This is a genomic window from Bacillus sp. ok061 (assembly GCF_900108285.1).
Classification (GTDB): Bacteria; Bacillota; Bacilli; order Bacillales; family Bacillaceae_G; genus Bacillus_A; species Bacillus_A thuringiensis_S.
Map to the genome: position 1 here is coordinate 198799 of NZ_FNUW01000003.1, position 26011 is coordinate 224809.

Genomic DNA, 26011 nt, shown 5'->3' on the forward strand with positions numbered 1-26011 from the left:
TTTTCAAAAGGAGATTATACAATGACACAAGAAATTGAAATTGAATTCAAAAATATCGTTACAAAAGAAGAATTCGATATATTATGTAAATCGTTTTCCATTGAAGCATTTACGAAACAAGTGAATCACTACTTTGAAACACCTGACTTCTCGTTAAAAGAAACTGGCTCTGCACTTCGTATTCGTCATAAAGGAGAAACTTATACGTTAACGCTGAAACAACCTGCAGAAATCGGCTTATTAGAAACGCATCAAGTCGTAACAGAAGACGAAGCAAAAATGATGATGGAAACAAACACAATCATTCAAGGAGCAGTAGTAAATCAACTACACAAATTACAAATTCCTGTTTCCGCTTTAACATATATGGGTAGTTTAACAACAGAAAGAGCCGAAGCATTATTTAAAGGCGGAACGCTTGTCTTTGATCATAGTTTCTATTACAATCACGATGATTATGAAATTGAATTTGAAGTGCAAGATGAAGAAACAGGAAAAGCTGCATTTATTCATTTATTAACGCAACATAACATACCTGTTCGTCATACAAATAACAAAGTAAAACGCTTTTTCCTTGCCAAACAAAACAAAGCACGCTAAAGTGAAAATTCCACTAGTGAATATGTTTCACTAGTGGATACATCTTACTAAAAAAGTTTACACCCGTAGAATAAGCAAAGAATGTTTGAGAAGGCTGTTTATTTGCCCTCTCGAACATTCCATTGCTACAATAGATATACATTTCATGGAAAAAGGAGTTTATAAAGGATGAGCAAGCAACCGATGACACCATTTGAAGCAATTGGCGGTGAACAATGCATTGCAATATTAGTAGATACATTTTATTCCTATGTCAGTAAACACCCTGACTTATCTCCCATCTTCCCGGAAGATTTAACAGAAACTGCTAGGAAGCAGAAGCAATTTTTAACACAATATTTAGGTGGTCCTAATTTGTACACTGAAGAACATGGTCATCCTATGTTAAGAGCACGCCATCTTCCGTTTGAGATTACTCCAAAACGAGCAGAGGCTTGGCTATCATGTATGGAGCAAGCAATGGATGATACTGGAGTGCATGGTCATATAAGAGAGTTTGTTTTTGAACGTTTAGCATTAACCGCTCAGCATATGGTTAATACTCCAAACGAAACAGGTGAAGTGTAATGGATAAGCAGGAAGCAAAGCATATAAATATGCCATCTCCTTCCGCATGCGAGCATAAGTCTGTAGAAGCATATTTATTTATTGATCCACTTTGTAAAGATTGCTGGGAAATTGAGCCTTTTATTATTAAACTATGGCTTGAATACGGGAAATACTTCTCTATTCGTCATATCGTAACAGGAAAAGTGGATGGAACGAACGCTTCCTCACACAAATGGAATAAACCTGCTAATATTCGATTTGTGTGGGAAAAGACAACAAGTTTACAAGGTTTTTCATGTGATGGAAAGGTACATATGCAAGAAGCATCGTCAACACCATATTTAGTTTCGATGGCAATTAAGGCGGCGGAGTTGCAAGGCCGAAAAGCAGGTTCGAAGTTTTTGCGAAAACTCCAAGAATACATTTTCCTTGAAAATGTATCAAACCCTGACTGCGAACTATTACTTGCATGTGCGAAAGACAGCAATATTGATGTAGAAGAATTTAAAAAAGATCTACATTCTGCTAGTGCAAAAAAAGCTTTCCAATGTGACTTGAAATTCACGAATGAGATGCATATTACAGAAATACCCTCCCTCGTCTTTTTTCATGCGAACTCAGATGAAGAAGGTATTAAAATCTCTGGAAATTATTCCTACGATGTATACGTACAATTATTGAAAGAACTTGTAAAATGTGAAATTGAGCCGGAACCATTACCACCTTTAGAAGCATTACTAGAAGCAACACAATTTATATCTTCAAAAGAAGTAGCATTTATTTATGACTGTCCGCAGCAAGAAATTGAGCGCGAACTTAAAAAATTACAACTGAAACGAAAAGTACAAATGATTGAAGTAAAATGCGAACGTTATTGGAAATGGATAGTAAAAGAAAAAGACCTGGTGTAAACACCAGGTCTTTTTCTTTACGGCTTATAAAAATATTAAAGGGGATGGGAGAAATTTTCACGTTCAAACAAAGGGGTATATGTTTGTATGTGAATTCGTTCACGCTTATTATATTACAAGATTCGACGCCAAATGACAACCCTTTTTGTCGAAATTCACACTTTTGTCACATTCTAAACGTTTTCATTTTTGAATAAGCTATAAAAAAGGGCATTTAGGGGGGTTATTTATGAAAAAATCTTATATTGCTCTTCTCTTTCTAGCTGTCATCGTTTCCTTTTTCTTGTACATACTCTCTCTACTACAAGCTTTTCCTAAAATTATTGCCTTACCTCTTTTATTCGGAATCATCGTTATCACTCTCTCTTATTTCAATCATAAAAAAAGATTCAAAGGGTTTTAATTTCAAAAATCAGCTGTAAAACTATCCTTTCAGTTAGAAAAAACAAAGAAATTCACCTTATTTTTTCGACAAATATCGACATTGAATTTATTCAACAAAAAAGACGAGGATACAATCCCTCGTCTTTTTTCATTACTTTTCTTCAAATAATAATGCTTCTAATTCATTTAATTTCTCTTCAAATACTTGTAGTGCCTCTTTTACTGGTTCAGGAGATGCCATATCTACTCCTGCTTTTTTCAGCACTTCAATTGGATAATCAGAGCTTCCTGCTTTTAAGAACTCGTTAATATAACGTTCTACTGCTGGTTGTCCTTCTTCTAAAATCTGTTTAGATAGAGCTGTCGCTGCACTAAATCCTGTTGCGTATTGATATACGTAATAGTTGTAGTAGAAGTGCGGAATACGAGACCATTCTAAACCAATCTCTTCGTCGATTACTAAAGCGTCACCGAAATATTTCTTATTTAAATCGTAGTAGATTTCCGTTAGCATGTCTGGCGTAACAGCATGTCCTTCTTGTACTTTCTTATGAATAATATGTTCAAACTCTGCAAACATCGTTTGACGGAATACAGTACCACGGAATCCTTCTAAATAATGATTTAATAAATATAGACGCTCTTTCTTATCTTCTGTCGTTTTTAATAAATAATCATTTAGAAGCGCTTCATTACAAGTTGATGCCACTTCTGCTACGAAGATGGAATAATCACCATATACGTGCGGTTGTGTTTTTCTTGTATAGTAACTATGCACCGAATGACCAAACTCATGAGCAAGTGTAAATAAATTATTTACATTATCATGCCAGTTCATTAAAATATACGGATTTGTTCCATATGCACCAGATGAATATGCCCCGCTTCGTTTTCCTTTATTCTCATACACATCTACCCAGCGATTTTCATATGCTTCTTTCAAAATATCAACATATTCATCACCAAGTACGTTTAAAGATTTTAATAAAAGGTCTTGCGCTTCTTCGTATTTCACATTCATTTTCACTTCTGGTACAAGTGGTGTATATAAATCATACATATGAAGCTCATCAAGTCCTAATGCCCGCTTACGAATATCGATGTAACGGTGTAATAAATGTAAGTTGTCATTTACCGTTTCAACAAGTTGATCGTATACTGCTTCCGGAATATTATTATTGCTTAGTGCAGCTTGGCGAGCAGAATCATATTTACGAACACGCGCATTGAAATTATTACGTTTTACTGCTCCGCTTAACGTACTTGCGAATGTATTTTTAAATTTCCCGTACGTTTCATATACAGCTTTAAATGCATCTTCGCGAACACGGCCATCATCACTTTCTAAAAACTGAATGTAACGACCATGTGTAATTTCTATTTCTTCTCCGTCTTCACCTTTAATAGATGGGAATTTTAAATCCGCGTTATTCAACATACCAAATGTATTGCTTGATGAACTCATTACTTCAGATGCTTCCGCTAATAAAGCCTCCTCAGCTTCTGATAATACGTGCGGGCGTTGACGTGTAATTTCTTCTAATGCATGTTCATATACACTTAAGTCTCTATTTTCCTTCAAGAATGTTTGCAGTGTATCTTCTGAAACCGACAAAATTTCAGGTACAATATACGCTGTGCTACTAGATACTTGTGAATATAAATTTGTTGCGCGATCATTTAATGCTTGATATACAGAGTTTGTTGTATCTTGATCGTAACGCATATGAGCATATGTATATAGCTTACCTAATCGCATTGAAATTTCATCTTCATATTGCAATGCCTCAAGTAAATTGTCCGCAGAGTCACCAAGTTTCCCTTTAAATTCAATTAACTTCGGTAATAGCTCTTTAATAGCTTGGAATTCTTTTTCCCATTCTGCATCTGTTTGGAAAATATCTTCTAATCGCCACGTACTTGCTTCTTCAATCTCATTGCGATCTGGTAATGTTTTCGCTTTGTTTTGTTCAGACATTCTTTAAGCCCTCCTTTAATTATCTCTACTTAAGTACAATTCGTTTTTTTCTTATGTAATTCCTTCACAATCAGTCTTTATTATATCCCCTTTTCCTTCTCTCATGTTGTACTTTGCCTCAAATAAAGATAAGGCATACGCTAAACAAGTTTCATCATATTTCATAACTTCCTCCTCTGTTTTTAACATAACGATCCCCCTTATTTTCCGGTACTTATAAGTCTCCACTTTACGTAATACACCTGTATAACATAAGAATGTCATATATTCAGTAACTGCTACTTTCCATATATGCTTTGAAAAGTACGGGAGCATACGCCTTTTCGTATACTTTTTTACATAACTACACACATATTGAAGAGAAATACACTCTCCTACTGCAAGCTCCCCTATACACTTCATATATAGAAAAGCTTGCCATATAAATGGGTTTGTTTGAAAAGCAAATCCAGAAGGGAGTGGAACACCAACCTCAGAAGGAAAACTCGCTGGGGTACATTTAAATTGATATAAGAGGCGTAATAGTGACTTATAATTATAATTCCAAATAGGCAAAGCATTTTTTCGAAAATAGTCCTTTCGTTGCTTCCATTCTCGGTCTAATATTTCTTTTTGGAAAGGAACAGGGGAAAAGAGTAGTTCAAAAGTAGTAGTTTCAGTTGGTAAATATATAGTATGTGAGAAAGAGACGCTTGTAGAAAATGAAGTGAGAAACGCGCATTTCATAAATGATTTTTGTTTGGAACAGAAGAAAATAAGAAATGGTTGAGGATAAGATTGTAAGGAGAAAGCCATAAGTGAGGAGAATTTCATCCAATATGCAGATTGCTTTTTCAATTGATTTCCACCAATGATCCAAATGACCTGTATACCCGCTCGCCAATACAAATAGGTTCGTTTGTACAGCTGCTCTATAGAAAGGTTTGCGCATTGGTATTCAATCGCAATTTTTCTCCCTGCTCTCTCTATAAAAATATCTGGTCGTTGCTGAATCTGGGGCAGATAATGCTCTATATCTACATGAAAGTTTTGACGTTTGAACCATCTATATAACAATTCTTTACCGTGCCTATGATACATAGATTCCGCTTCATAAAAGGCAAGACATGAATCCACTTTTTTATGAGCAAAATGCCAACTTTTTTGTTTCCCTAATTTCATTTGTACTTCCTTTCCACAAGCTACACAAAAGAATCGTTCCTGTTGACGCATACGGCGCAAAAGCTCTTCATTACAATTGTAGAGTAAATGAATTTTTTCTCCGTTTTCTCTTTTAGCTATAAATATCGTAATCACACCCTTTCAGCTCTTTATATTCTACAATTTTCAACAAATTCCTTTTAAAAAAGAGATGTCCCAATTTCGGACATCTCTTTTTATAATAAAGGCGATAATAACCGGTATGTCGATTCAACAATTCGTCTATGAAGACGCCTTTTATGAAAATGATCGACGTGAATTTCACTGGATTCTTCTAAATCGTCTTTAAAATCTTGAACAAGCTTTCGAATGCTATCTGTATCATATAAAAAGGCATTTACTTCAAAATTCAAATGGAAACTTCTCATATCCATATTAGCTGTCCCAATTGAAGCTAAATCAGAATCGACAATGACAACTTTACTATGGAGAAAACCTTTTTCATACTCATATATCTTTACCCCTGCATCTAAAAGCTCTGGGAAGTACGATCTCGATGCGTAAAAGACAGTACGCTTATCAGGCTTACTCGGCATTAACAAACGAACATCAATACCAGCAAGCGCAGCTACCTTTAATGCGGATAAAATATCATCATCCGGAATGAAATACGGCGTTGCAATCCAAATAGATTTCCGAGCAGAAGCGATCATTGCGAAATATAAATGCTTAATCGTTTCCCACTTATTATCGGGGCCGCCTGCAACGAGCTGCACGCCTCCCCAATGATCACCCTCAACTGCTTTTGCTTGTAAATATTCAGGAGCTAGCACAGCCTCTCCAGTCATATAAAACCAATCTTGAAGGAAAATAAGCTGTAAACTTTGAACCGCTTCACCACGTAAATACAAATGCGTGTCTCGCCAAAAGCCAAAATATTTACTTTTCCCTAAATACTCATCACCGATATTTAATCCGCCTACAAACCCTTCGTTCCCATCAATCACAACAATTTTCCTATGATTTCGATAATTAATCTTATCGTTTAAAATCGGAAAGCGCACAGGAAAGAACGGAATCATTTCGACACCTGCATCGTTTAATTCTTCAATATACGATTTTGATAACTTAAAACTTCCAACCGCATCATATAAAAAACGAACAACAACGCCTTCTTTTGATTTTTGTATTAAAATATCTTTAATTTCTGTTCCTAATTTATCATCACGCACAATGTAATATTCCATATGAATATGATGTTTCGCTCGTTTTAATCCATCTAAAATGGCCTGAAACGTTTCATCTCCATTTGTTAATGTCCTCGTTTCAGTTTGAAATGAAATATTTAAAGCGCCTAAGCGATCCGCTAAACGAAATAACAGCTCTTGATGCTTATGATTGCGTAAAATTCTTTCTTCGTAATCATCATGCCCTTTATATTGTAAAAACGCCTGTTCATCAAGTAACGCCTTCTTTTGAAACATTCTTTTTCTCCGAAAATTTTGTCCAAATAATAAATAAGCAAAGAAGCCAAATACCGGAAAAATTCCTAACACAATTAACCATGTAAGTGTTTTAGATGGATGGCGATTTTCTAAGAAAATAACGCAACCAATTAAAAACGCAGATACTGTAAATAAAATACTAATAATACCTAAAATCGAAACATCTTTTATCCCAATCACATCTGAATAAAATGCTACATCAATAAACATACGTAACGAAACAAATAATGCGAACAATAGCAGGATAAAGAAAATCAGCTTTAACGTATTTTTCATCTCTTACCTCCTAACTAAGAAAGCTTTCCTATTCTTCATATAAAAAGCCGATTTCATACTACAGAAATCGGCCTACGTTTTAGCAGGAAAATTATTGCGAATCGTTTCAAGCGCATGCTCTTTCACAATTTGTTTTCCATACTCACTTACACGATGAATTGTTAAAGTTGATTCTTCCCCATATTCTAAAATAATACTTAAAATACGATCGATTTCTTCTTCATCATGTAGCACTTCATCGAATTCCACATATACATAATAGCGGTTCTCAAATGAATACAGCTCATCTTTTATATCTTCAAAGATAAGACGATGACTTAATGAAATGACATCTTCAAAATCATTAAATTTAATTAAAAAGCCAAACGTACCATCTTCATTAAAGTTTGTTCCTGTTTGTTCTTCTACCTCTTCGACTAACTCTTGTTGGAATAATGATTCGATGCCTTCATCTAGAGGAATATCTATAATTTTGTCTACTCCTATCGGTAGTTCTAGCTTTTGTCCGTCCTTTGAAAGCTCTGCTTTCGTGACAAGTACTTCAATCCCTTTATCGACTGCTTGCACTTGAATCCATAACGGCCCATCAATAAAGAAGTCGTCATGATCACGAGCTTCGTCCATCATCTCCCAAAAGAGCTCTTCACTTCGTTCGCGATCATACCAAATTTCTTCACGATTAAATCCTCTATCCTCTATATCAATGTACGTAATAAAAAATTTCATCGTATGATCATTAATTCTTTCAATATCCAAAATACAACTCTCCCTTCCTGCTTAGAATTGTTATGAAGGGATTCCCCACTCATATGACAAATCAATAGATTCTTGTACTCTCATTTTATGATAAGATTCTCCAGAATGGAAATAAAATCGATTTATTTTACAAAAATAGTTATATGCCTATCTTTACTCGATCAACTACATAAATATATTATTATAGCGATTTCTTACTTACAAAAAATTTGGACATACATTTCCACATTCCCCCGTACACTTTAATAAAGTGAAACTTCTATTGGAAGAGATTATTTAACAACAACTTTCTTCATCACATACATACAGTTCGCTTATTAAAACATTATAAATGGAGGCAGACGAATGGACTTAGAGTTTTTAACATCCGTACTAATGATTGTCGGTATCGATGTTGTATTAGGTGGTGACAATGCAATCGTCATCGCACTAGCTAGCCGAAATTTACCTGAATCGAAACGAAATAAAGCTATTTTGATTGGTACTCTTTTAGCAATCGTACTAAGAATTGCCCTTACTATATTAGCTGTCTATTTACTCGACATTCCATTTCTACAACTGATTGGCGGGGTTTTACTTACATTAATTGCAGTCAATTTATTAACTGATAATAACAACGATCTTTCTGCTATTCAAGGAAAAACAACTTTATTCCAAGCTGTGCGGACAATTGTTTTCGCGGATCTCGTTATGGGGTTTGATAATGTTATTGCCATTGCAGGTGCAGCTCACGGGAGATTTTTACTCGTCATAATTGGCTTACTCATTTCTATCCCTATTATTATTTGGGGTAGCAAACTTATTTTAATACTTATGGAACGATTTCCATTCCTCATTTATTGCGGTGCAGCGATTCTTGCTTATACTGCAGGAAAAATGGTTACACATGAAGACAGACTTGCAACCTTTTTTCATAACAACCCAAGTTTCACTGCAAGCATTCCTTATTTGTTCATTTTCACTATTTTATGCATTGGCTTTATTGTACAACAAGTTCGATTACGCAATGTGAAACATTAAAAAAAACCTTCTACTATATAATAGGTAGAAGGTTTTCATATTATTATAATTAATTTACAAGACGTTGTGCTTCACGTAATTGGAACGTTCTTACTGTACGTGGTAAGAAACGGCGAATTTCGTCTTCGTTGTAACCAACTTGAAGGCGTTTCTCGTCAATCATAATTGGACGACGTAAAATCCCTGGATAGTCACGAATCATCTTATATAAATCTTGAAGTGGTAAAGATTCTAAGTTTACATTCAATTCTTGGAAAACTTTCGAACGAGTAGAAATAATCTCATCCGTTCCGCTTTCTGTCATACGTAAAATCTCTTTAATTTCCTCAATTGTTAATGGATCTGAGAAAATATTACGTTCTGTATAGGGAATATGATTTTCCTCTAGCCATAATTTCGCCTTTCTACAAGACGTACAGCTTGGAGAACTATATAATGTTACCATACAAAGCTCACTCTCCTTAAAGAGTACAAATTCTGTACTAAATACAGTTTTAATTTCTAACTTCAGCAATTTTTCGCGATAACTTGTCTTATTGAAAAGTACAAAAATCGCATTTCATGTAAGCAACAACTTATAATAAACAACAATTACTTTTAATAAGTAACTTCTATAATCATTATACAATAGATTTTGCAAGAAATATACAGTAAATTTCCTGCTAGTTGAGAAAACTCTTCCGTGTATTCCACTGCTATGTAACATGATTACACTCAATTTAGCTGTACTTGAACAATAACTTTCAACCCTTTCAATACTCACTTCCTCTAGATTTTTCATATAATATATAGTTATTTATCTATAATCTTCCCTATGAAAAAGAGAACGTTTTCTTACTTTTTCCTGATAAATCAATTAAGAAATGTAAGACTATACAAATGAGAATGGAAAGGAACGTTTGTTCTTATTTTAACAAACATTCTCCCTCCTGTCCACACGATTTCTAAAGTAAATTAATTTTTTTCTGACATTTCTTTCTTTTTTATTTTTTATCTCATACAATAAACATACAGACAGGCAAAGGGGGAGTTTGCAAATGATTGCTTTTTTTATTGATTTTATTACGGTTGCTGCCCTCATCATCGGAATAACAGCATTGATTGGTGTCATTACAAATAGCATCGGGGAAAAGCTCTTTGGCGGAAAAGAAAAAATGAAGTTTGTTAACAAAAGTTTGGATGTACAATCCGGCTGGAATCAAGTTGGCGGAAAAGGCATTTATAAGAAACGCACGTATTAAAAAAAAGCAGGTGGTTAGCCTGCTTTTTTTATTTCCCTACGGATGCCCATTTAAAGCTTAATTCACCGCCATATTTGTGGATATACACATCTTTAATCGTTTCTCTTTCTAATATAGATCTGCCACGTTGGAATACCGGCGCAATTGCTGCATCCTCAAATAAAATTTTCTCTGCTTTTAACAGTTCATCCCAACGTCCTTTTACATCTGAGCCTTCTTGCTTTGCCTTTTTAATAATGTCATCATACTGAGCATTAGAATAAGCCATTTTATTTTGTGAACCATCTGTTATAAACATATCAAGGAATGTGATTGCATCAGGGAAATCAGGTCCCCATCCAGTAAATGAAATATCAAACTGTCCACTATCTTCAAGTTTTAATTTTTGTGCAAATGGTTGCATCTTAATTGTTACTGTTAGACCTGGTAAATTCTTTTCTAATTCTCCCTTTACATACTCACCAATTTTCTTAGATTCTTCATTATCAAAGTTTAAAAATTCTAGTTCTATTTTATCCTTACCTAATTCTTTCTTGCCTGCTTCCCAGAATTTTTTCGCTTCTTTCACATCGACTTTCGAAAGCTTTCCATTTTCTTTTCTGAAATCTTGCTTATCTGGCCCTTTAACAAAATCAGATGGTACTAAACCATAAGCTCCCTTAGAACCGTTGTTTAAAATAACCTCTCCAATACCATCTCGATCGTATGCACTAGAAATAGCCTTACGAATATTTTTGTTAGCTAAAGCCGGATTTTTTTGATTAAAACGCAAGAAGAATACAGTTGGATCATTAATTGTTTTAAAGTCTTTTTGTCCTTTATACTTATCAACTAATTCCGCTGATAAACCAACTCTGTCAATCGCATTCGTATTATACAAATTAACAGCTGCTCCTGTATCTTTTACAACATTAAAGTTAACTTCTTCTAATTTCACTTCTTTTTGATCCCAATAATTTGGATTTTTCTTTAATTGGAAACTTTGTTCATGTTTCCATTCATTTAATACAAATGGACCGTTATACAAAGTTGTATTTGCTTCCAAACCAAATTTTTCTCCCTGTTCTTTCATATACTTCTCATTTAATGGGAAAAATAGTGGATATACCGTTAAATTGAGAAAATATGGAACTGGATTATCCAATTCAACTTCTAATGTATAATCATCTATCGCTTTTACACCTAATTGATCCGGTGATAGCTCTCTTTTATTAATTTTCTCTGCATTTTTCACATCTAGCATAATATATCCTGATTTTGCTGCCGTATCAGGGTTAACAGCTCTTTGCCATGCATATACAAAATCTTTTGCTGTTACAGAATCACCATTCGACCATTTAGCGTCTTCACGCAATTTAAATGTATATTTTTTGCCATCTTCAGATTTCGTATGGGATTTCGCTACCCCTGGAACTAACTTATCTCCTTTCCCAAGTCGATATAGCCCTTCCATTGTATTATTCATAACTTTTGAAGAAGCAGCATCCGAGGCAAGTGTTGTATCCATTGTCGGAATTTCAGACACTTCTGTTAGATTAATAACTTGCTTCGCACCGCTTTTCCCGCTATCCCCTTTTGCGTTTGCTTGCGGTTCATCTTTTTGGTAGCTACATGCCCCTAACATCATGCTCATCGCTACTGTTGATGCTACAAAAACTGGTATCTTTTTTTTCATACTTCCACCCTCCAAAAAAATGTTAGCCCTTTTATTTTCAAACAGAAAGAAATGTATATATGTTCTAATAATTCATATTATACACACAAATATTTTTTTTGTATATTTATATTTCTATTTCATTAAAATTTTCTGTTAAAAAATATATCTTTGTAAACGTTTTATATTGTCTATTTTCCTTACTAAAGTGCCAAAAAAAATTATTTTTTTATTTTTCTAAATTATCAGATAAAAATAAATTTTATATTTTATAATACTTTATGTATAATTATCCCACTCTTTTCAACATAAAATAGCAGGCCCTTCATATTAAAAATATGTAGGCTAAAATGAGTGCAAAGGATAAGAAAGTATGTTACGATACATTTTGCTAAAAATAGATATCGGTAAAGAGGGGACGGACATGACAGCAATTCAAGCAAAAAATGGGCCGACAGAGAAATTAAGTTTATTCTTATTAACATGGCCTATTTTTCTAGAAGTTTTTCTTTTTATGTTGATGGGGATCGCTGATACTTTCATGTTAAGTGCATTATCAGACGATGCTGTATCTGGGGTTGGTGCAGCGAATCAATATCTTCATATTGCGATTTTAGTATTAGAAGTCATCGGGAACGGCGCTGCTATCGTTGTATCTCAATACCTCGGTTCCAAACGCTTTATGGAAGCATCTAAAATATCAGCATTAGCCGTCACATTAAATTTAATAGTTGGGCTCGTTATAAGCGCTGGTTTTCTTTTATTTTCGAAACATATGATGCTCGCAATGAACTTACAAGGCGATGTACTAACGTATGCACAAAACTACTTATCTATCGTCGGAGGGGCTATCTTCCTGCAAGCTATTATTAACTCATTAGCCGCAATTATCCGTGTACACGGTTTTACAAAGCAAGCAATGTTTATTTCACTCGGAATGAATATTATTCATATCGCTGGAAACTACGTACTCATTTTCGGGAAATTTGGTTTTCCTGAGCTCGGTGTACAAGGGGCTGCAATTTCTTCCGCTATCAGTCGATTGATCGCACTTATTGTTTTCTTCTGGTTACTATACCGCGTTATGGAATATCGTGTGAAATTACAATATTACTTCACTTTATCCAAAGAATACATTGGAAAAATTTTAAAAATCGGCATTCCATCTGCATTTGAACAAGTGATGTATCAAGCTTGTCAAATCGTCTTCCTTTATTACGCAACGTACTTAGGAACGGAATCATTAGCTGCTAGACAATACGCTACTAACATTTCCATGTTCACTTATTTATTTGCAATTGCGATTGGTATGGGAACAGCCATTATTATTGGCCGCCTTGTTGGTGGCGGCGAAAAGGATGAAGCATACGAACGTTTGTGGAAAAGTGTAAAATGGGCGATTGGTGTAACTTTATGTATGGTCGCTCTCGTTATTACATTCCGTACACAATTAATGGGACTGTTTACAGATAATCCACACATTATCGGGTTAGGCGCAAGTGTTCTTTTACTAAGTGTACTACTTGAAACGGGACGTACGATGAATATCGTCATCATTAATTCGCTTCGTGCAGCTGGTGATGCAAAATATCCTGTTTTAATCGGTGCATTCTCTATGGTCTTAATGAGTTTACCACTAGGCTACTTTTTCGCCTTTCATTTAGATATGGGGCTCGTTGGTATTTGGCTAGCGATTGCCATCGACGAATGGACGCGTGCGATTATTATGTTCTTCCGCTGGAAAAGTAGGGCGTGGGAACGTTACGCACTAGTTAAACCTGAAGAACAAGAAGAGAGTATTTCTGTTCAAGTTCAGTAATTTTATATAGTAGAAAAAGAGCCCTCCTTCCGCAATGGAAGAATGGCTCTTTTTTTATTGATAGATTTCTTTATATTTCTTATACTCTGCTTCAGAACATAGTACGAAATGTCCTGGACGAATTTCACGCATTGTTGGCACTTCGCTACCGTAATCATGCTGCGATGGATCGTATACGATACGTTTACGATTACGCTCATAATCTGGATCTGGTAGCGGAATTGCTGATAATAGTGATTTCGTATATGGATGAACTGGATTCGCATATAACTCTTCACTTGTTGTCAGTTCTACAATTTGACCACGGTACATTACGCCGATGCGGTCACTAATGTATTTTACCATCGATAAATCATGGGCAATGAATAAGTATGTTAAGCCTTTTTCTTTTTGTAACTTTTTCAGTAAGTTTACAACTTGCGCCTGAATCGATACGTCAAGTGCTGAGATCGGCTCATCGGCAATGATAAATTCTGGTTCTACAGCAAGCGCTCGAGCGATACCGATACGCTGACGTTGTCCACCTGAGAATTCGTGTGGGAAACGGTTTGCGTGCTCTTTATTTAAACCAACTGTGTTTAATAGTTCATGAACACGGTCCATGCGCTCTTTTTTACTTTTCGCTAATCCGTGAATATCAATACCTTCTGCGATAATATCCCCTACTGTCATACGAGGATTTAATGATGCGTATGGATCTTGGAAAATCATTTGCATTTTACGGTTGAATTTCTTCAATTCTGTGCGTGATTTCTTACCATGTACGTTTTCACCATCGAACAATACTTCACCAGCAGTTGCATCATATAAACGAATAATCGTTCTTCCAGTTGTTGATTTACCACAACCTGATTCTCCTACAAGACCAAATGTTTCTCCGCGGTAAATATCAAATGAAATATCATTAACCGCTTTGACAACACCACCACTCACGTCGAAGTGCTGCTTTACATTTTTTACTTCAATTAATTTCTCACGTTGTTTAGTCATGTTGTTCACCTGCTTTCATTTGAAGAATACGTTTTTCAACAACTGCCGGCGGTTTTACTTCTGGAGCTTGCTCGTGAAGTAACCAAGTTGCCGCATAGTGTGTATCACTTACTTTAAATAAAGGTGGGTCCATTTCAAAATCAATTTTCAGTGCCTGTGGGTTACGTGGTGCAAAAGCATCCCCCTTTGGCGGCTTCAATAAATCCGGAGGCGTTCCAGGAATTGCGTATAACTCTTCCTCTGAACCATCTAAACTTGGCATAGATGCGATTAAGCCCCAAGTATATGGATGTTTCGGATTATAGAAAATTTCATCTACAGTTCCAATTTCAACAACTTTACCAGCGTACATAACTGCCACTCGGTCAGCAACGTTTGCTACTACACCTAAGTCATGCGTAATGAAAATAATTGCCGCTTCTGTTTTTTGCTGAATGTCTTTCATAAGTTCTAAAATTTGTGCCTGAATCGTAACGTCTAGCGCTGTTGTCGGCTCATCGGCAATTAATAATTTCGGGTTACAAGCTAACGCCATCGCAATAACTACACGCTGTCTCATACCACCTGAGAATTGGTGAGGATATTGTTTTAAACGAGCTTCTGGATTTGGAATACCTACAAGGTCGATTAATTCTAAAGCAACTTTACGTGCGTCTGCTTTACTCATTCCTTGGTGTTTAATAAGGCCTTCCATAATTTGATTCCCAATTGTCATCGTTGGGTTTAATGATGTCATTGGGTCTTGGAAAATCATTGCGATATCTTTACCACGTACTTGTTGCATTTCTTTTTCTGTTAATTTCGTTAAGTCACGACCTTCAAATACGATTTCACCATTTTTAATGCGTCCAGGAGGATTCGGAATTAATCCCATTAACGCTTTAGAAGTAACTGATTTCCCTGAACCAGATTCTCCTACAATCGCCAATGTTTCTCCTTTTTTCAAATCAAAAGTAACGCCGCGTACAGCTTGTACTTCACCTGCATGTGTATCAAAGGAGACTTGTAAATCTTTTACCTCTAACAATGTTTTCATCTTTGCCTCTCCCCTCTTTTACTTACGCATTTTTGGATCTAACGCATCGCGTAATCCGTCTGCCATTAAGTTAAACGCTAAAATTAATATACTGATGACAACCGCAGGGATGAACATCATATGCGGATACGTTTGAATAGATTTATAACCGTCATTAACAAGAGAACCAAGTGATGCGAATGGTGGCTGAATACCTAAACCGATAAAGCTTAAGAACGCCTCACCAAACACCGCTGTTGGGATTGTAAACATTGTCATTACGATAATTGGTCCCATTACGTTCGGGATTAAGTGTTTTACAATTAATTGTGTATTCGTTGCACCTAATGTACGAGATGCTAATACGTATTCTTGGTTTTTCAATTTCAAGATTTGTCCACGAACGATACGGGACATCCCTATCCAACCTGTAATCGCCATTGCTAATGTAATTGACCATATACCAGATCCCATAATGATTACCATTAAGATAACAATGATTAAGTATGGAATACCATTAATAATCTCCATAATACGTTGCATAATATTATCTACTCTGCCGCCATAAAATGCTGAAATCCCTCCGTATGCAACCCCAATTACTAAGTCAATTGCTGCTGCTAAAAGAGCGATATATAAGGATACACGTGTACCTTCCCATGTTCTTGTCCATAAATCACGACCAAGATCATCTGTACCAAACCAGAAATACTCTTTAATATCACGTTTTTCATATTGATCAACACCATATTGATCTGTACCGTCAAATGGTAACCAATGAACATTTTCAATAACAGGAATTTTCGGCGGCATTTTCGCACGGCCTAAATCTTGCTCTTTATATGAGTGTTTACTTACCATCGGTCCAAAAATTGCTAGTAATATAATAAGGCTTAATAATACGAAACCAAACATCGCACCTTTATGTTGGAACAAACGTCTTCTTACATCTTGCCAAAACGTTAAGCTTGGACGGGCAATGACTTCATTATCCACATTATTTTGATTGGCTTGTTGAAATAAATCTGGAGATAATTTTTGTACATCTTTCATCATTTTTTCCCTCCCGCTAAACGAATTCGAGGATCAATAATTCCATATAAAATATCGACAATGAAAATAACTAAAATGAAGATTGCACTATAGAAAATCGTAGTTCCCATAATAACTGTATAGTCATTCACTGTAATAGATTTAACGAACTGTTCCCCTAGTCCTGGTACAGCATAAATTTGCTCAATAACTAGTGTACCTGTGATTAAACCTGCAACCATTGGTCCTAAAATTGTTACTACTGGAATTAACGCGTTACGAAGTGCGTGTTTGATAATGATAACGCCTTGGCTAATCCCTTTCGCTTTCGCTGTTAAAATGTAATCGGCTTGCATAACTTCAATTAACTCTGCACGAGCGAAACGTGCGATTGTCGCGATAACTGCCATCGATAAAGCAATTGTAGGCATTACTGTAAACTCTGGTCCTTTCCAGAACGCTACTGGGAACCAACCAAGTTTTACCCCTACGAAATATTGTAGTAAAGCGGCGAATACGAATGATGGTACCGACATCCCGAGTACGGAAATAATTGTCGCTCCATAATCGACCCACGTATTGTTACGGAGTGCCGCAACGATTCCTAAAATTAAACCGATAAATGTTCCTAATATAATCGCTTGTAAACCAAGTTGTGCTGATGGTCCAATGCGATCCACAATCATATCTGTTACTGGACGGTTATCATATTGGAATGATACCCCTAAATCACCTTTTGCTAAGTTACCTAAGTAACGTGCATATTGAACTGGTACTGGATCATTTAAACCATATTTTTCAAGAATGATTTCTTTCTGTGCCGGTGATAACTTCTCCTGATTTTTAAGCGGAGAACCCGGAAGTAATTTCATCAAAAAGAAAGTCAGCGTAGTAATTAAAAATAATGTCAAAGCCATGTACACGAAACGTTTTAATACATAACGTCCCATAGTCAAGCACCTCCCCGTTTTTCTCAAAAGCAATAAGATAGTTTAAAATATTCTTACTTTTATTTTTTTAAAATAAGAGCATATGCCCATCATAGGCATATACCCTTGTAAACGATGGAAAAAAAGATTATTTTTGTTCAACAGATGCCCATTTGTAAGTTAATCTACCACCATAGTTGATTGGTATAATATCTTTTACAGCATCTTTTACTATATATGCTGAACCTTTTTGGAAGATTGGAGTGATAACTGCATCCTCTTTAATTAACATCTTCTCTACTTCTAAAAGGTTGTTCCAGCGTGCTTGTAAATCTTTTGTATCTGTTTTAGCTTTTAGAATTAACTCATCATATTTCTGATTAGAATACCCTGTTTTATTTTGAGAACCATTTGTAACAAACATATCTAAATATGAGATTGGATCTGGGAAATCTGGGCCCCAAATACCAAACGCAATATCATATTGCTGAGAATCTTCTAATTTATTTTTTTGTGCAAATGGCTGCTGTTTAATTTTAATTGATAAACCAGGTAAGTTTTTTTCTATCTCACCTTTTAAGAATTCACCAACCTTTTTTGCATCTTCATTATCAAAGTTTAAGAATTCTAGTTCGATTTTATCAGTGCCAAGCTCTTTCTTCGCTGTTTCCCAAAGCTTTTTCGCTTCTTTTGGATTCGTTTCAACTAGCTTTCCATTTTCAGCTCGGAAATCTTTTTTATTCGGACCTTCAACGAAATCTTTTCCAACAAATCCATAAGCTCCAATCGCACCATTATTTAAAATAACTTTCGCAATGTTATCACGATCAAAGGACATTGAAATTGCTTTTCTTAAGTTTTTATTACTTAAGTATTGATTACTTTGATTAAATCGTAGGTAAGCAACCCCTGCTTCTTTTCTTGTGTGGAATTCTGAGCTTTGTCTAAACTTATCAACAAATTCTGAAGTTAGAGCCGCACGATCAATCGAGTTTGTCTCATATAAATTTACATCAGTTGACGTATTTTTTACAATATTAAAGTTAATTTCTTCGATTTTAACCGTTTTATTATCCCAATATGATGGGTTCTTCTTAAACTGGAAGCTTTGCTCATGTTTCCAATCACTCATAACAAATGGCCCATTATATAATGTTGTATTTGCCTCTAACCCAAACTTATCACCTTGTGCTTTTACAAAGTTTTCATTTAGTGGGTAAAATACCGGATAAACTGTTAAATCAACAAAGTAAGGAACGGGATTGTCTAATTCCACTTCTAATGTATAATCATCAATTGCTTTTACACCTAATTGGTCAGCAGGTAATTCTTTTTTATGAATTTTCTCTGCATTTTTAATATCAAACATAATGTACGAATACGTCGCTTTTGTATCTGGATTTACTGCTCTTTTCCATGAATACACAAAGTCTTTTGCTGTTACAGGCTCCCCATTCGACCATTTCGCATCTTTTCTTAATTTAAATATGTATTTCTTCCCATCATCTAACTTTTGAAAATCTTCAGCAACTCCTGGCATTCTCTTTTGATCTTTGCCGGTACGATATAAACCTTCCATCGTATTATTTAATGCTGTAGAAGATGCAGAATCAGATGCTAATGATGCATCCATTGACGGAATTTCAGATAACTCTGTTAAATTAAGAATCTGCTTTCCATTACTACTACTCGTAGCATCTTCTTTCCCTTTTGCTTTTGCGTCATCTTTTTGGTAGCTACACGCGCCAAGCAACATACTTGCAGTTAAAGTCGATGCAAGTAATAACGGTATCTTTTTCTTCATGTTGTGTTGCCCCCCCTAATTGCACTTCCTGTACCCTCACCTGTTAAAAAGTAGAATTGAAAGAATAATCTCCAAGTTTCTACAATTTTCATTATACATATAATATAACAATTGTGAATATAGTTTTTTGTTTTTTTGTTAAAATTTTTAATAAAATGTTTATATTTTTATTTTTTTGTAAAGGGATACGTTAACATTGCTACCATCATCTTGAAATCAGACCTTTAATTGCGTATAATTTTCAAAAAATTAATTCTGGTACATATTATAGCTTTTATAGTATAATAATTCTAGTAATATTTTGACGGAGGGGAACATTTTGAATAAAGTTTTTTTTCATACTTGTATACTAATTTTCATAGCGATCATCGCTTCTAGTATTAGCGCATTCCTCATTTCATCGCAATTTTTGTTGAATTTTGTCAACATCTTGTTTTATATTGCACTGTTTTTTATTCTTACCGGCGGTTTTTTATACATATTTCAAAATGGTTTTTTCAATGTAACCATTTACGCATTCCAAAGAGTATTTGGTACGAACAAAAAGATTGACTCTTTAATTGAAGAAGTCGAGGAACCTACAGATAAGAAAGAACGTATTTATAAAACATATTCATTCAAATGGACATATCCAATTTGTATTACAGGTATCGTTCTTGGGTTGTTCTCGACCCTCATTAGCTTTACTATTTTGATGTAGTTTGCAAACACTATCCCATATGATATAATAATCAGCAAAACATTTTGTTATAAAACTTTAGTTCTTTCATATTAAAAGAGCTCAAGTAACAATAAATAAATTTATATGTATGCGATGATAAAGAAGAGTACATATTGAGGCAATTTCAGAGAGCTTGTGGTCGGTGTGAACAAGTAATTGTACAGTATGGAATGGGCTTTTGAGCACCAAACCGAACCGAAAGTAGTAGGCTTTGGCGTTATATCCAAACGTTATTATGGATTAGAGAGATTTCACAGTAGTGAAATAATTAGGGTGGTACCGCGGTCCATTCGTCCCTATAGTTTTTGGGATGAATGGGCTTTTTTGTTTGCCTTCTCTTCCCCCATCACGCATTCAATTTTAGGAGGAATTACTTATGTCAGTTATCTTTTCTGGTATTCAGCCAAGTGGAACGATTACACTTGGAAACTATTTAGGAGCAATGAAGCAGTTTACAGAGCTTCAAAATGAACACGACTGTTATTTCTGTATTGTAAACCAACATGCGATTACAGTACCTCAAGATCCCGTACAACTTCGTAAAAACATCCGCAGTCTTGCTGCACTTTATGTGGCATGTGGCATTGACCCTGAAAAAGCTACTTTATTTGTACAATCAGAAGTACCAGCACACGCTCAACTAGGTTGGATCATGCAATCTGTTGCTTACGTTGGAGAATTAGAGCGTATGACGCAATATAAAGATAAAGCTTCTGGTAGAGATTCAGTTCCAGCTGGATTACTTACATATCCACCACTAATGGCTGCTGACATTTTACTTTACAACACTGAAATCGTACCGGTTGGTGATGACCAAAAGCAACATATGGAATTAACACGCGACCTAGCAGAGCGTTTCAACAAACGCTTCCGTGAAGTGTTCACAATTCCTGAAATTCGTATTCCAAAAGTAGGAGCTCGCGTTATGTCACTAACAGAACCTACGAAAAAAATGAGTAAATCTGATCCAAATCCAAAATCAATGATCAGTATGCTTGATGAACCAAAAACAATTGAAAAGAAAATTAAGAGTGCCGTAACTGATTCTGAAGGTATCGTGAAATTTGATAAAGAAAACAAACCTGGAATCTCTAACTTATTAACAATCTACTCTTCATTCTCTAGAAAAACAGTTGAAGAAATTGAAGCAATGTACGAAGGAAAAGGATACGGAGACTTCAAAGGCGACCTGGCTCAAGTAGTCGTAGAAGCAATTCGTCCAATCCAAGACAAATATAACGAACTAATCAACTCACCAGAACTAGACGAAATTCTAGACAAAGGTGCAGAAAAAGCAAACCGCGTTGCATTCAAACAACTACGCAAAGTAGAAAACGCAATGGGACTAAGCAGAAAACGTAGGTAACATAAAAAGCGGAGGCGACTGCTTAGCCCTGACGGCTAAAGTTCTTTCCCACAGAAGGTGCTTTTTACCTTCTCGTGGGGAAGGTTCTTAGACGCGAAGGGCTAGGAGCCGGAGCTAGATTACATATAAAGCGGAAGCGGCTCGTTTAGAATGTGAGGGGGATGGAGCTCCTTCCTACGAGGCGTTTTTTGCCTCGTAGGAAGGCGCGAAGCCACCGAACATTCTTGCCGCTGGAGCTGGATTTCTACAAAATTAAAAAACCGCCAATTGGCGGTTTTTTAATTTACCTTTTGCTCATTTTCCATTTCCCATAACTTTTCAAAAAATGGCTGTCCTTTTACGAGACGCTCGCATAATTGTTCATGTTTCTCAGACCAGCCAGCTTTCGCTTCATCATACAGTCTAGCCCAAATATCCTCGAACTCCATATGTTGAACCGTTCCATATGCTGATGGATCCCACTCTGTGTACCAATAGCGAATCTCTGCTGTATTTTTCGTTGTATGTAATTGATCTAACGCCATAAATAATAATTGTTTTAGCTGTCTTTCTTTACGAGTCAAGCCATTCATAATGAAAGGCGATGGTGATAAAATGTGGTGTTCTTTTTCTGTTTCTTCTACTTGGAACTCATATTTTTCTGCTTGTACGTTTTCTACCATCTCATATACCATCTGCTCTTGGCGTGGTATAAGTCTGCTTTTACGAATAGGTACATTGTAACCAATTGTATCAATCGCAATAATTCCTTTTCCATCTGTAACAACAAAGCAATACTCTTGCTGCAAACGTTCATGATTTTTACGAATATAAGCCTTATGATGTACGTCTTCCAACAATTTTTGCGGAAGCTCTAACAATTCGTCCTCGATGTAATGATATAATGTGGCATCTACTTTTAATAATGGCACTTGATCTAATAGCTCAATCGTATCATCTTTCCGCCATTCGTAAAAATGACAAACGTTATACCCATTCTCTTCACCTTCAAACCAATTTACCCATACATCATGTAGATATAACATTCACTACCCCTCACTTCACTACTGTTTGTATCAATCATTATGTTCAATTTTTCTTAACTTTATTCCACCTAAGGAAATATATTCTAATTATTATTTTTCTTCTATTAATACTAAAAAAAAACAGGAAATAGAGCTCCTGTTTTTTATATATGAAATGTATTTGCTTTATTCAATATTTCTTTTGCATCTATAGATAATAAAGAAAGTGTATCTTCTCCTTCCAATGTTACACAATCTTTGACAATATGAAATCCAAGCGCATAGCCAAGCATCTTTGGATAAGAGTGAAATCCATTTAATAAGATGTCGTGCTCCCTTGTTCCTCGTTTTATACTTATTCTTTCATGTACAACATTTTTCCAATAATAAATAGCCTCTTCTTTTGAAAGATACATCGTCCACGGTGCATTGTTTTTTTCTGAATATCTTTCCGTTACCGCTTGCTCAGCTAACCCTTCCATAATCATCGTATCAAGTAATGTATATTCTGTTTCTTTCGTCTCAATTTGATGTAACCTGCATATGTGATGATATTCATGCGCCAATAACACCTTTAATTCTTCCACCGAATTCCGTCCACATACGAATAAGAAAATAACATGACGCATAGATAATCCAGCCCTACCGTTATACTCTTCTTGTACAGTTCGATTATAGGAATCTGATAATAAAATAAAGACAGGGACATCCGGACCTTTCAACCAATTTTTCAATTTATCATACTCCAAGCTCAACTCTTTCCAAATTTCCTTTTCCTCTAATTCTTTAATTTCCTTTTCCCCATGCATGACCGGACGATACATCCCTTTTGAAATTAAAAAGCGATACAACCTTTCTTTTGGCAACGGAATATACTTCGTAAATTTCTCACAAAGTTTTTCTGGCCGTCCATAATATAAATGTAGCCATTCAGCTGTTTCAATAACCCCCATCTTTATCCCTCCTTTTTTCTTATGTATATGCTACAGGAGAAAAAGACGTAAAAATAAATAAGGAGTTTTTTCGTAATATGCTACGAAAAAACTCCTTATTTCATCTATTATTTATACGATTTAAATACTAATACTGCGTTATGACCACCGAATCCTAGTGAGTTACTTAATACTGCATTTACTTCTTGTTGTCTCGCTTGATTCGGTACGTAATCTAAGTCACATTCTGGATCTGGTGTTTCATAGTTAATTGTTGGAGGGATTACTCCGTCTGTAATTGATTTAATTGAGAAGATTGCTTCAACAGCACCAGCTGCTCCTAATAAGTGACCTGTCATTGATTTCGTTGAGCTAATTGCTACTTTGTACGCGTGCTCACCGAACGTTTCTTTAATTGCCATCGTTTCATACTTTTCATTCGCATCCGTACTTGTACCGTGCGCATTAATGTAATCAATATCTTCTGGCTGTAGACCTGCATCTGCTAAAGCTTGACGCATTGCACGCACGCCGCCTTCACCACCAGGAGCCGGCATTGTAATATGGAATGCATCACCAGTTGCACCGTAACCAGCGATTTCCGCATAAATGTGAGCACCACGAGCTAATGCGTGCTCTAATTCTTCAAGAATTAAAATACCTGAACCTTCACCCATTACGAAACCGCTACGGTTTTTATCAAATGGACGGCAAGCCGTTGCTGGGTCTTCATTAAATGTTAATGCTTTCGCTGAGCTAAATCCTGCGAATGCCATACTTGTTAACGGCGCTTCAGCTCCGCCTGTTATCATTGCATCAGCATCACCACGCTGAATTGCTTTAAATGCATCACCAATTGAGTTTGCACCAGATGCACAAGCCGTTACAGAACAAGTGTTAATTCCTTTCGCTCCTGTTGCGATTGATACTTGACCTGCTGCCATATCTGGAATCATCATCGGCACGAAGAATGGACTCACACGGCGCGGACCTTTCTCAGTAAAAATCTTAAATTGTTCTTCGTATGTCTCCATACCGCCAATACCAGATCCAATCCATACACCAATTCGAGGTCCGTTTTCTTCTGTAATTTCAAGCTTTGCATCTGCAACTGCCATTTTCGCTGCTGCTACTGCATATTGTGTAAAGCGATCCATACGGCGCGCTTCTTTTTTATCAATATATTTCTCGACTTCAAAGTCGTTAATTTCTGCTGCTACTTTTGCTGGAAATAGTTCCGGATCAATTCTTGTAAGTCGTCCGATTCCAGATACACCTTTTTTAATGTTTTCCCACGCTGTTTCAACATCTGTACCGATCGGTGTAACAGCTCCTAGTCCTGTAATTACGACCCTCTTTTTTTCCATACAAAATACACTCCTTTTTTTCTCTCAGTCCTTATTTACCCCAACGAAGAGCAACTGCTCCCCATGTTAATCCGCCGCCAAAACCAACAAGTATAATTAAATCACCATCTTGAATACGTCCATTTTGCAATTCCTCTACCATTGCAATTGGAATTGAAGAAGCTGATGTATTACCAAACTTTTCAATTGTCATACTCATTTTTTCTTGTGGTAAATTTAATCTCTCTCTTGCAGATTCCATAATACGAATGTTCGCTTGATGCGGTACTAAGAAATCCACATCCTCTTTCGTAAGACCAGCTTTATCCAGCACGCGAAGACAAGATTCACCAAGTTGACGAACGGCAAATTTAAACACTTCTCTGCCATTCATCATAACATACTCGTCTTGATAAAGATGCTTACCGCCACTTCCGTCTGCTCCTAATTCGAAAGATAGAACGCCTCTTCCTTCTGAAACAGCTCCCATTACGATAGCACCGGCTCCGTCTCCAAATAGTACCGCTGTATTTCGATCATTCCAGTCTACAATTTTAGATAGTTTATCACTACCAACTACTAATACATTTTTATAAGTTCCCGTTTGAATAAATTGCTGCGCTGTAATCATTCCGTACATAAAACCAGCACATGCTGCACCTAAATCCATTGCAGCTGCATGTTTCGCTCCAATCGCTTCTTGAATGACACAAGCTACTGCTGGAAACGCACGATCTGGTGTTACTGTCGCCACCAAAATAAGATCGATATCTTCTCCGCTAACCCCTGCATCTTCAAGTGCTTTTTTAGCAGCCTCTACGGCCATATACGAAGTATCTATTGTATCATCGGCAATGCGTCTTTCGGCAATTCCCGTTCTCGTACGAATCCATTCATCGGATGTATCCATTATCTTCTCTAAATCGTGATTTGTGACTACTTTTTCCGGCACATATCTTCCGATCCCTAAAATGCCCACGTTCACATCGCAGCCCTCCGTTTTATATCAATTATTATGACTTGGTACTAATTTTAAAAC

Annotated in this window: 25 protein-coding genes and 1 other annotated feature; of the genes, 9 read left to right on the forward strand and 16 right to left on the reverse strand. The window is 35.9% G+C overall.

Going from position 1 to position 26011, the window contains the following annotated elements:
- The first annotated feature begins 21 nt into the window (after window positions 1-21).
- The 4 genes from C4S65_RS06075 to C4S65_RS34290 all read left to right on the forward strand — a co-directional run bounded on the left by C4S65_RS06075 (window position 22) and on the right by C4S65_RS34290 (window position 2463).
- Complete coding sequence (locus tag C4S65_RS06075; RefSeq protein ID WP_000191113.1) at window positions 22-600, forward strand: CYTH domain-containing protein; 579 nt, start codon at window positions 22-24, stop codon at window positions 598-600.
- A 168-nt stretch (window positions 601-768) separates the two neighbouring features.
- On the forward strand, window positions 769-1167 hold the full coding sequence (locus tag C4S65_RS06080; protein ID WP_000043386.1) for a hypothetical protein: 399 nt from the start codon (window positions 769-771) through the stop codon (window positions 1165-1167).
- Entirely contained in the window at window positions 1167-2060 is an 894-nt protein-coding gene (locus tag C4S65_RS06085; RefSeq protein ID WP_000360649.1) for a ClpXP adapter SpxH family protein, read from the forward strand. The genes C4S65_RS06080 and C4S65_RS06085 overlap by 1 nt, the downstream gene beginning before the upstream one ends.
- A gap of 229 nt (window positions 2061-2289) precedes the next feature.
- A complete protein-coding gene (locus C4S65_RS34290; protein ID WP_000750354.1) occupies window positions 2290-2463 on the forward strand; it encodes a hypothetical protein in 174 nt (57 codons plus the stop codon).
- Window positions 2464-2595: 132 nt separating this feature from the next.
- Here the strand turns inward: C4S65_RS34290 and pepF are convergent, their stop codons facing one another.
- The 4 genes from pepF to mecA form a co-directional block, all read right to left on the reverse strand.
- Window positions 2596-4422 carry an oligoendopeptidase F gene (gene pepF / locus C4S65_RS06095; protein ID WP_000003355.1) on the reverse strand — a complete coding sequence of 609 codons (1827 nt, stop codon included), beginning with the start codon at window positions 4420-4422 and terminating at the stop codon, window positions 2596-2598.
- A 51-nt stretch (window positions 4423-4473) separates the two neighbouring features.
- The gene (locus tag C4S65_RS06100) at window positions 4474-5718 is read right to left on the reverse strand and encodes a competence protein CoiA family protein (protein WP_000628325.1); all 1245 of its coding nucleotides are present in this window, start codon (window positions 5716-5718) and stop codon (window positions 4474-4476) included.
- 80 nt (window positions 5719-5798) lie between these two features.
- The gene (locus C4S65_RS06105) at window positions 5799-7343 is read right to left on the reverse strand and encodes a cardiolipin synthase (protein ID WP_086405981.1); all 1545 of its coding nucleotides are present in this window, start codon (window positions 7341-7343) and stop codon (window positions 5799-5801) included.
- A 72-nt stretch (window positions 7344-7415) separates the two neighbouring features.
- The gene (gene mecA / locus C4S65_RS06110; RefSeq protein ID WP_000350716.1) at window positions 7416-8099 is read right to left on the reverse strand and encodes an adaptor protein MecA; all 684 of its coding nucleotides are present in this window, start codon (window positions 8097-8099) and stop codon (window positions 7416-7418) included.
- A gap of 345 nt (window positions 8100-8444) precedes the next feature.
- Between mecA and C4S65_RS06115 the strand changes: the two genes are divergently transcribed.
- Entirely contained in the window at window positions 8445-9119 is a 675-nt protein-coding gene (locus tag C4S65_RS06115) for a TerC family protein (RefSeq protein ID WP_000362600.1), read from the forward strand.
- A 49-nt stretch (window positions 9120-9168) separates the two neighbouring features.
- On the opposite strand, the gene spx is transcribed toward C4S65_RS06115, so the two are convergent.
- Both spx and C4S65_RS35095 read right to left on the reverse strand, forming a co-directional pair.
- Complete coding sequence (spx, locus tag C4S65_RS06120) at window positions 9169-9564, reverse strand: transcriptional regulator Spx (protein ID WP_000258267.1); 396 nt, start codon at window positions 9562-9564, stop codon at window positions 9169-9171.
- A 465-nt stretch (window positions 9565-10029) separates the two neighbouring features.
- Window positions 10030-10230, reverse strand: coding sequence for a dithiol-disulfide isomerase (locus C4S65_RS35095; RefSeq protein ID WP_085960139.1), 201 nt, complete (start codon window positions 10228-10230; stop codon window positions 10030-10032).
- Between C4S65_RS35095 and C4S65_RS06135 the strand changes: the two genes are divergently transcribed.
- Window positions 10157-10360, forward strand: a complete 204-nt coding sequence (locus tag C4S65_RS06135; RefSeq protein ID WP_000559971.1) for a hypothetical protein — start codon at window positions 10157-10159, stop codon at window positions 10358-10360. The two genes, C4S65_RS35095 and C4S65_RS06135, sit on opposite strands and share 74 nt — an antisense overlap.
- 28 nt (window positions 10361-10388) lie before the next feature.
- Here C4S65_RS06135 and C4S65_RS06140 read toward each other — a convergent pair whose 3' ends face one another.
- On the reverse strand, window positions 10389-12035 hold the full coding sequence (locus C4S65_RS06140; protein WP_000727247.1) for a peptide ABC transporter substrate-binding protein: 1647 nt from the start codon (window positions 12033-12035) through the stop codon (window positions 10389-10391).
- A gap of 352 nt (window positions 12036-12387) precedes the next feature.
- Between C4S65_RS06140 and C4S65_RS06145 the strand changes: the two genes are divergently transcribed.
- On the forward strand, window positions 12388-13833 hold the full coding sequence (locus tag C4S65_RS06145; RefSeq protein ID WP_003306543.1) for an MATE family efflux transporter: 1446 nt from the start codon (window positions 12388-12390) through the stop codon (window positions 13831-13833).
- Between the two features lie 54 nt (window positions 13834-13887).
- Here the strand turns inward: C4S65_RS06145 and C4S65_RS06150 are convergent, their stop codons facing one another.
- From C4S65_RS06150 to C4S65_RS06170, 5 genes are all read right to left on the reverse strand, one after another.
- Window positions 13888-14823 carry an ATP-binding cassette domain-containing protein gene (locus C4S65_RS06150; RefSeq protein ID WP_000166354.1) on the reverse strand — a complete coding sequence of 312 codons (936 nt, stop codon included), beginning with the start codon at window positions 14821-14823 and terminating at the stop codon, window positions 13888-13890.
- Window positions 14816-15859 (reverse strand): ABC transporter ATP-binding protein, encoded by a 1044-nt coding sequence (locus C4S65_RS06155; protein WP_000854346.1) that lies wholly within the window; start codon window positions 15857-15859, stop codon window positions 14816-14818. The genes C4S65_RS06150 and C4S65_RS06155 overlap by 8 nt, the downstream gene beginning before the upstream one ends.
- Before the next feature lie 18 nt (window positions 15860-15877).
- Window positions 15878-16894, reverse strand: a complete 1017-nt coding sequence (gene opp3C, locus C4S65_RS06160; RefSeq protein ID WP_000974098.1) for an oligopeptide ABC transporter permease — start codon at window positions 16892-16894, stop codon at window positions 15878-15880.
- Window positions 16891-17820, reverse strand: a complete 930-nt coding sequence (gene opp3b, locus C4S65_RS06165; protein ID WP_000534165.1) for an oligopeptide ABC transporter permease — start codon at window positions 17818-17820, stop codon at window positions 16891-16893. The genes opp3C and opp3b overlap by 4 nt, the downstream gene beginning before the upstream one ends.
- 127 nt (window positions 17821-17947) lie before the next feature.
- Window positions 17948-19603, reverse strand: coding sequence for a peptide ABC transporter substrate-binding protein (locus C4S65_RS06170; RefSeq protein WP_000727204.1), 1656 nt, complete (start codon window positions 19601-19603; stop codon window positions 17948-17950).
- 319 nt (window positions 19604-19922) lie between these two features.
- On the opposite strand from C4S65_RS06170, the gene C4S65_RS06180 reads away from it, so the two are divergent.
- Complete coding sequence (locus C4S65_RS06180; protein ID WP_061666482.1) at window positions 19923-20303, forward strand: DUF3899 domain-containing protein; 381 nt, start codon at window positions 19923-19925, stop codon at window positions 20301-20303.
- A 105-nt stretch (window positions 20304-20408) separates the two neighbouring features.
- Window positions 20409-20625 (forward strand) — a binding site (T-box leader).
- Between the two features lie 75 nt (window positions 20626-20700).
- Window positions 20701-21690, forward strand: a complete 990-nt coding sequence (gene trpS / locus C4S65_RS06185) for a tryptophan--tRNA ligase (protein ID WP_000110995.1) — start codon at window positions 20701-20703, stop codon at window positions 21688-21690.
- 278 nt (window positions 21691-21968) lie between these two features.
- On the opposite strand, the gene C4S65_RS06190 is transcribed toward trpS, so the two are convergent.
- From C4S65_RS06190 to fabH, 4 genes are all read right to left on the reverse strand, one after another.
- Entirely contained in the window at window positions 21969-22715 is a 747-nt protein-coding gene (locus C4S65_RS06190; protein ID WP_000966118.1) for a YjbA family protein, read from the reverse strand.
- Between the two features lie 143 nt (window positions 22716-22858).
- Window positions 22859-23647, reverse strand: a complete 789-nt coding sequence (locus C4S65_RS06195; RefSeq protein ID WP_000538198.1) for a DUF2268 domain-containing putative Zn-dependent protease — start codon at window positions 23645-23647, stop codon at window positions 22859-22861.
- Window positions 23648-23754: 107 nt separating this feature from the next.
- A complete protein-coding gene (gene fabF, locus C4S65_RS06200; RefSeq protein WP_000412645.1) occupies window positions 23755-24993 on the reverse strand; it encodes a beta-ketoacyl-ACP synthase II in 1239 nt (412 codons plus the stop codon).
- A 31-nt stretch (window positions 24994-25024) separates the two neighbouring features.
- A complete protein-coding gene (gene fabH, locus C4S65_RS06205) occupies window positions 25025-25957 on the reverse strand; it encodes a beta-ketoacyl-ACP synthase III (protein WP_001100531.1) in 933 nt (310 codons plus the stop codon).
- Window positions 25958-26011: the final 54 nt, after the last annotated feature.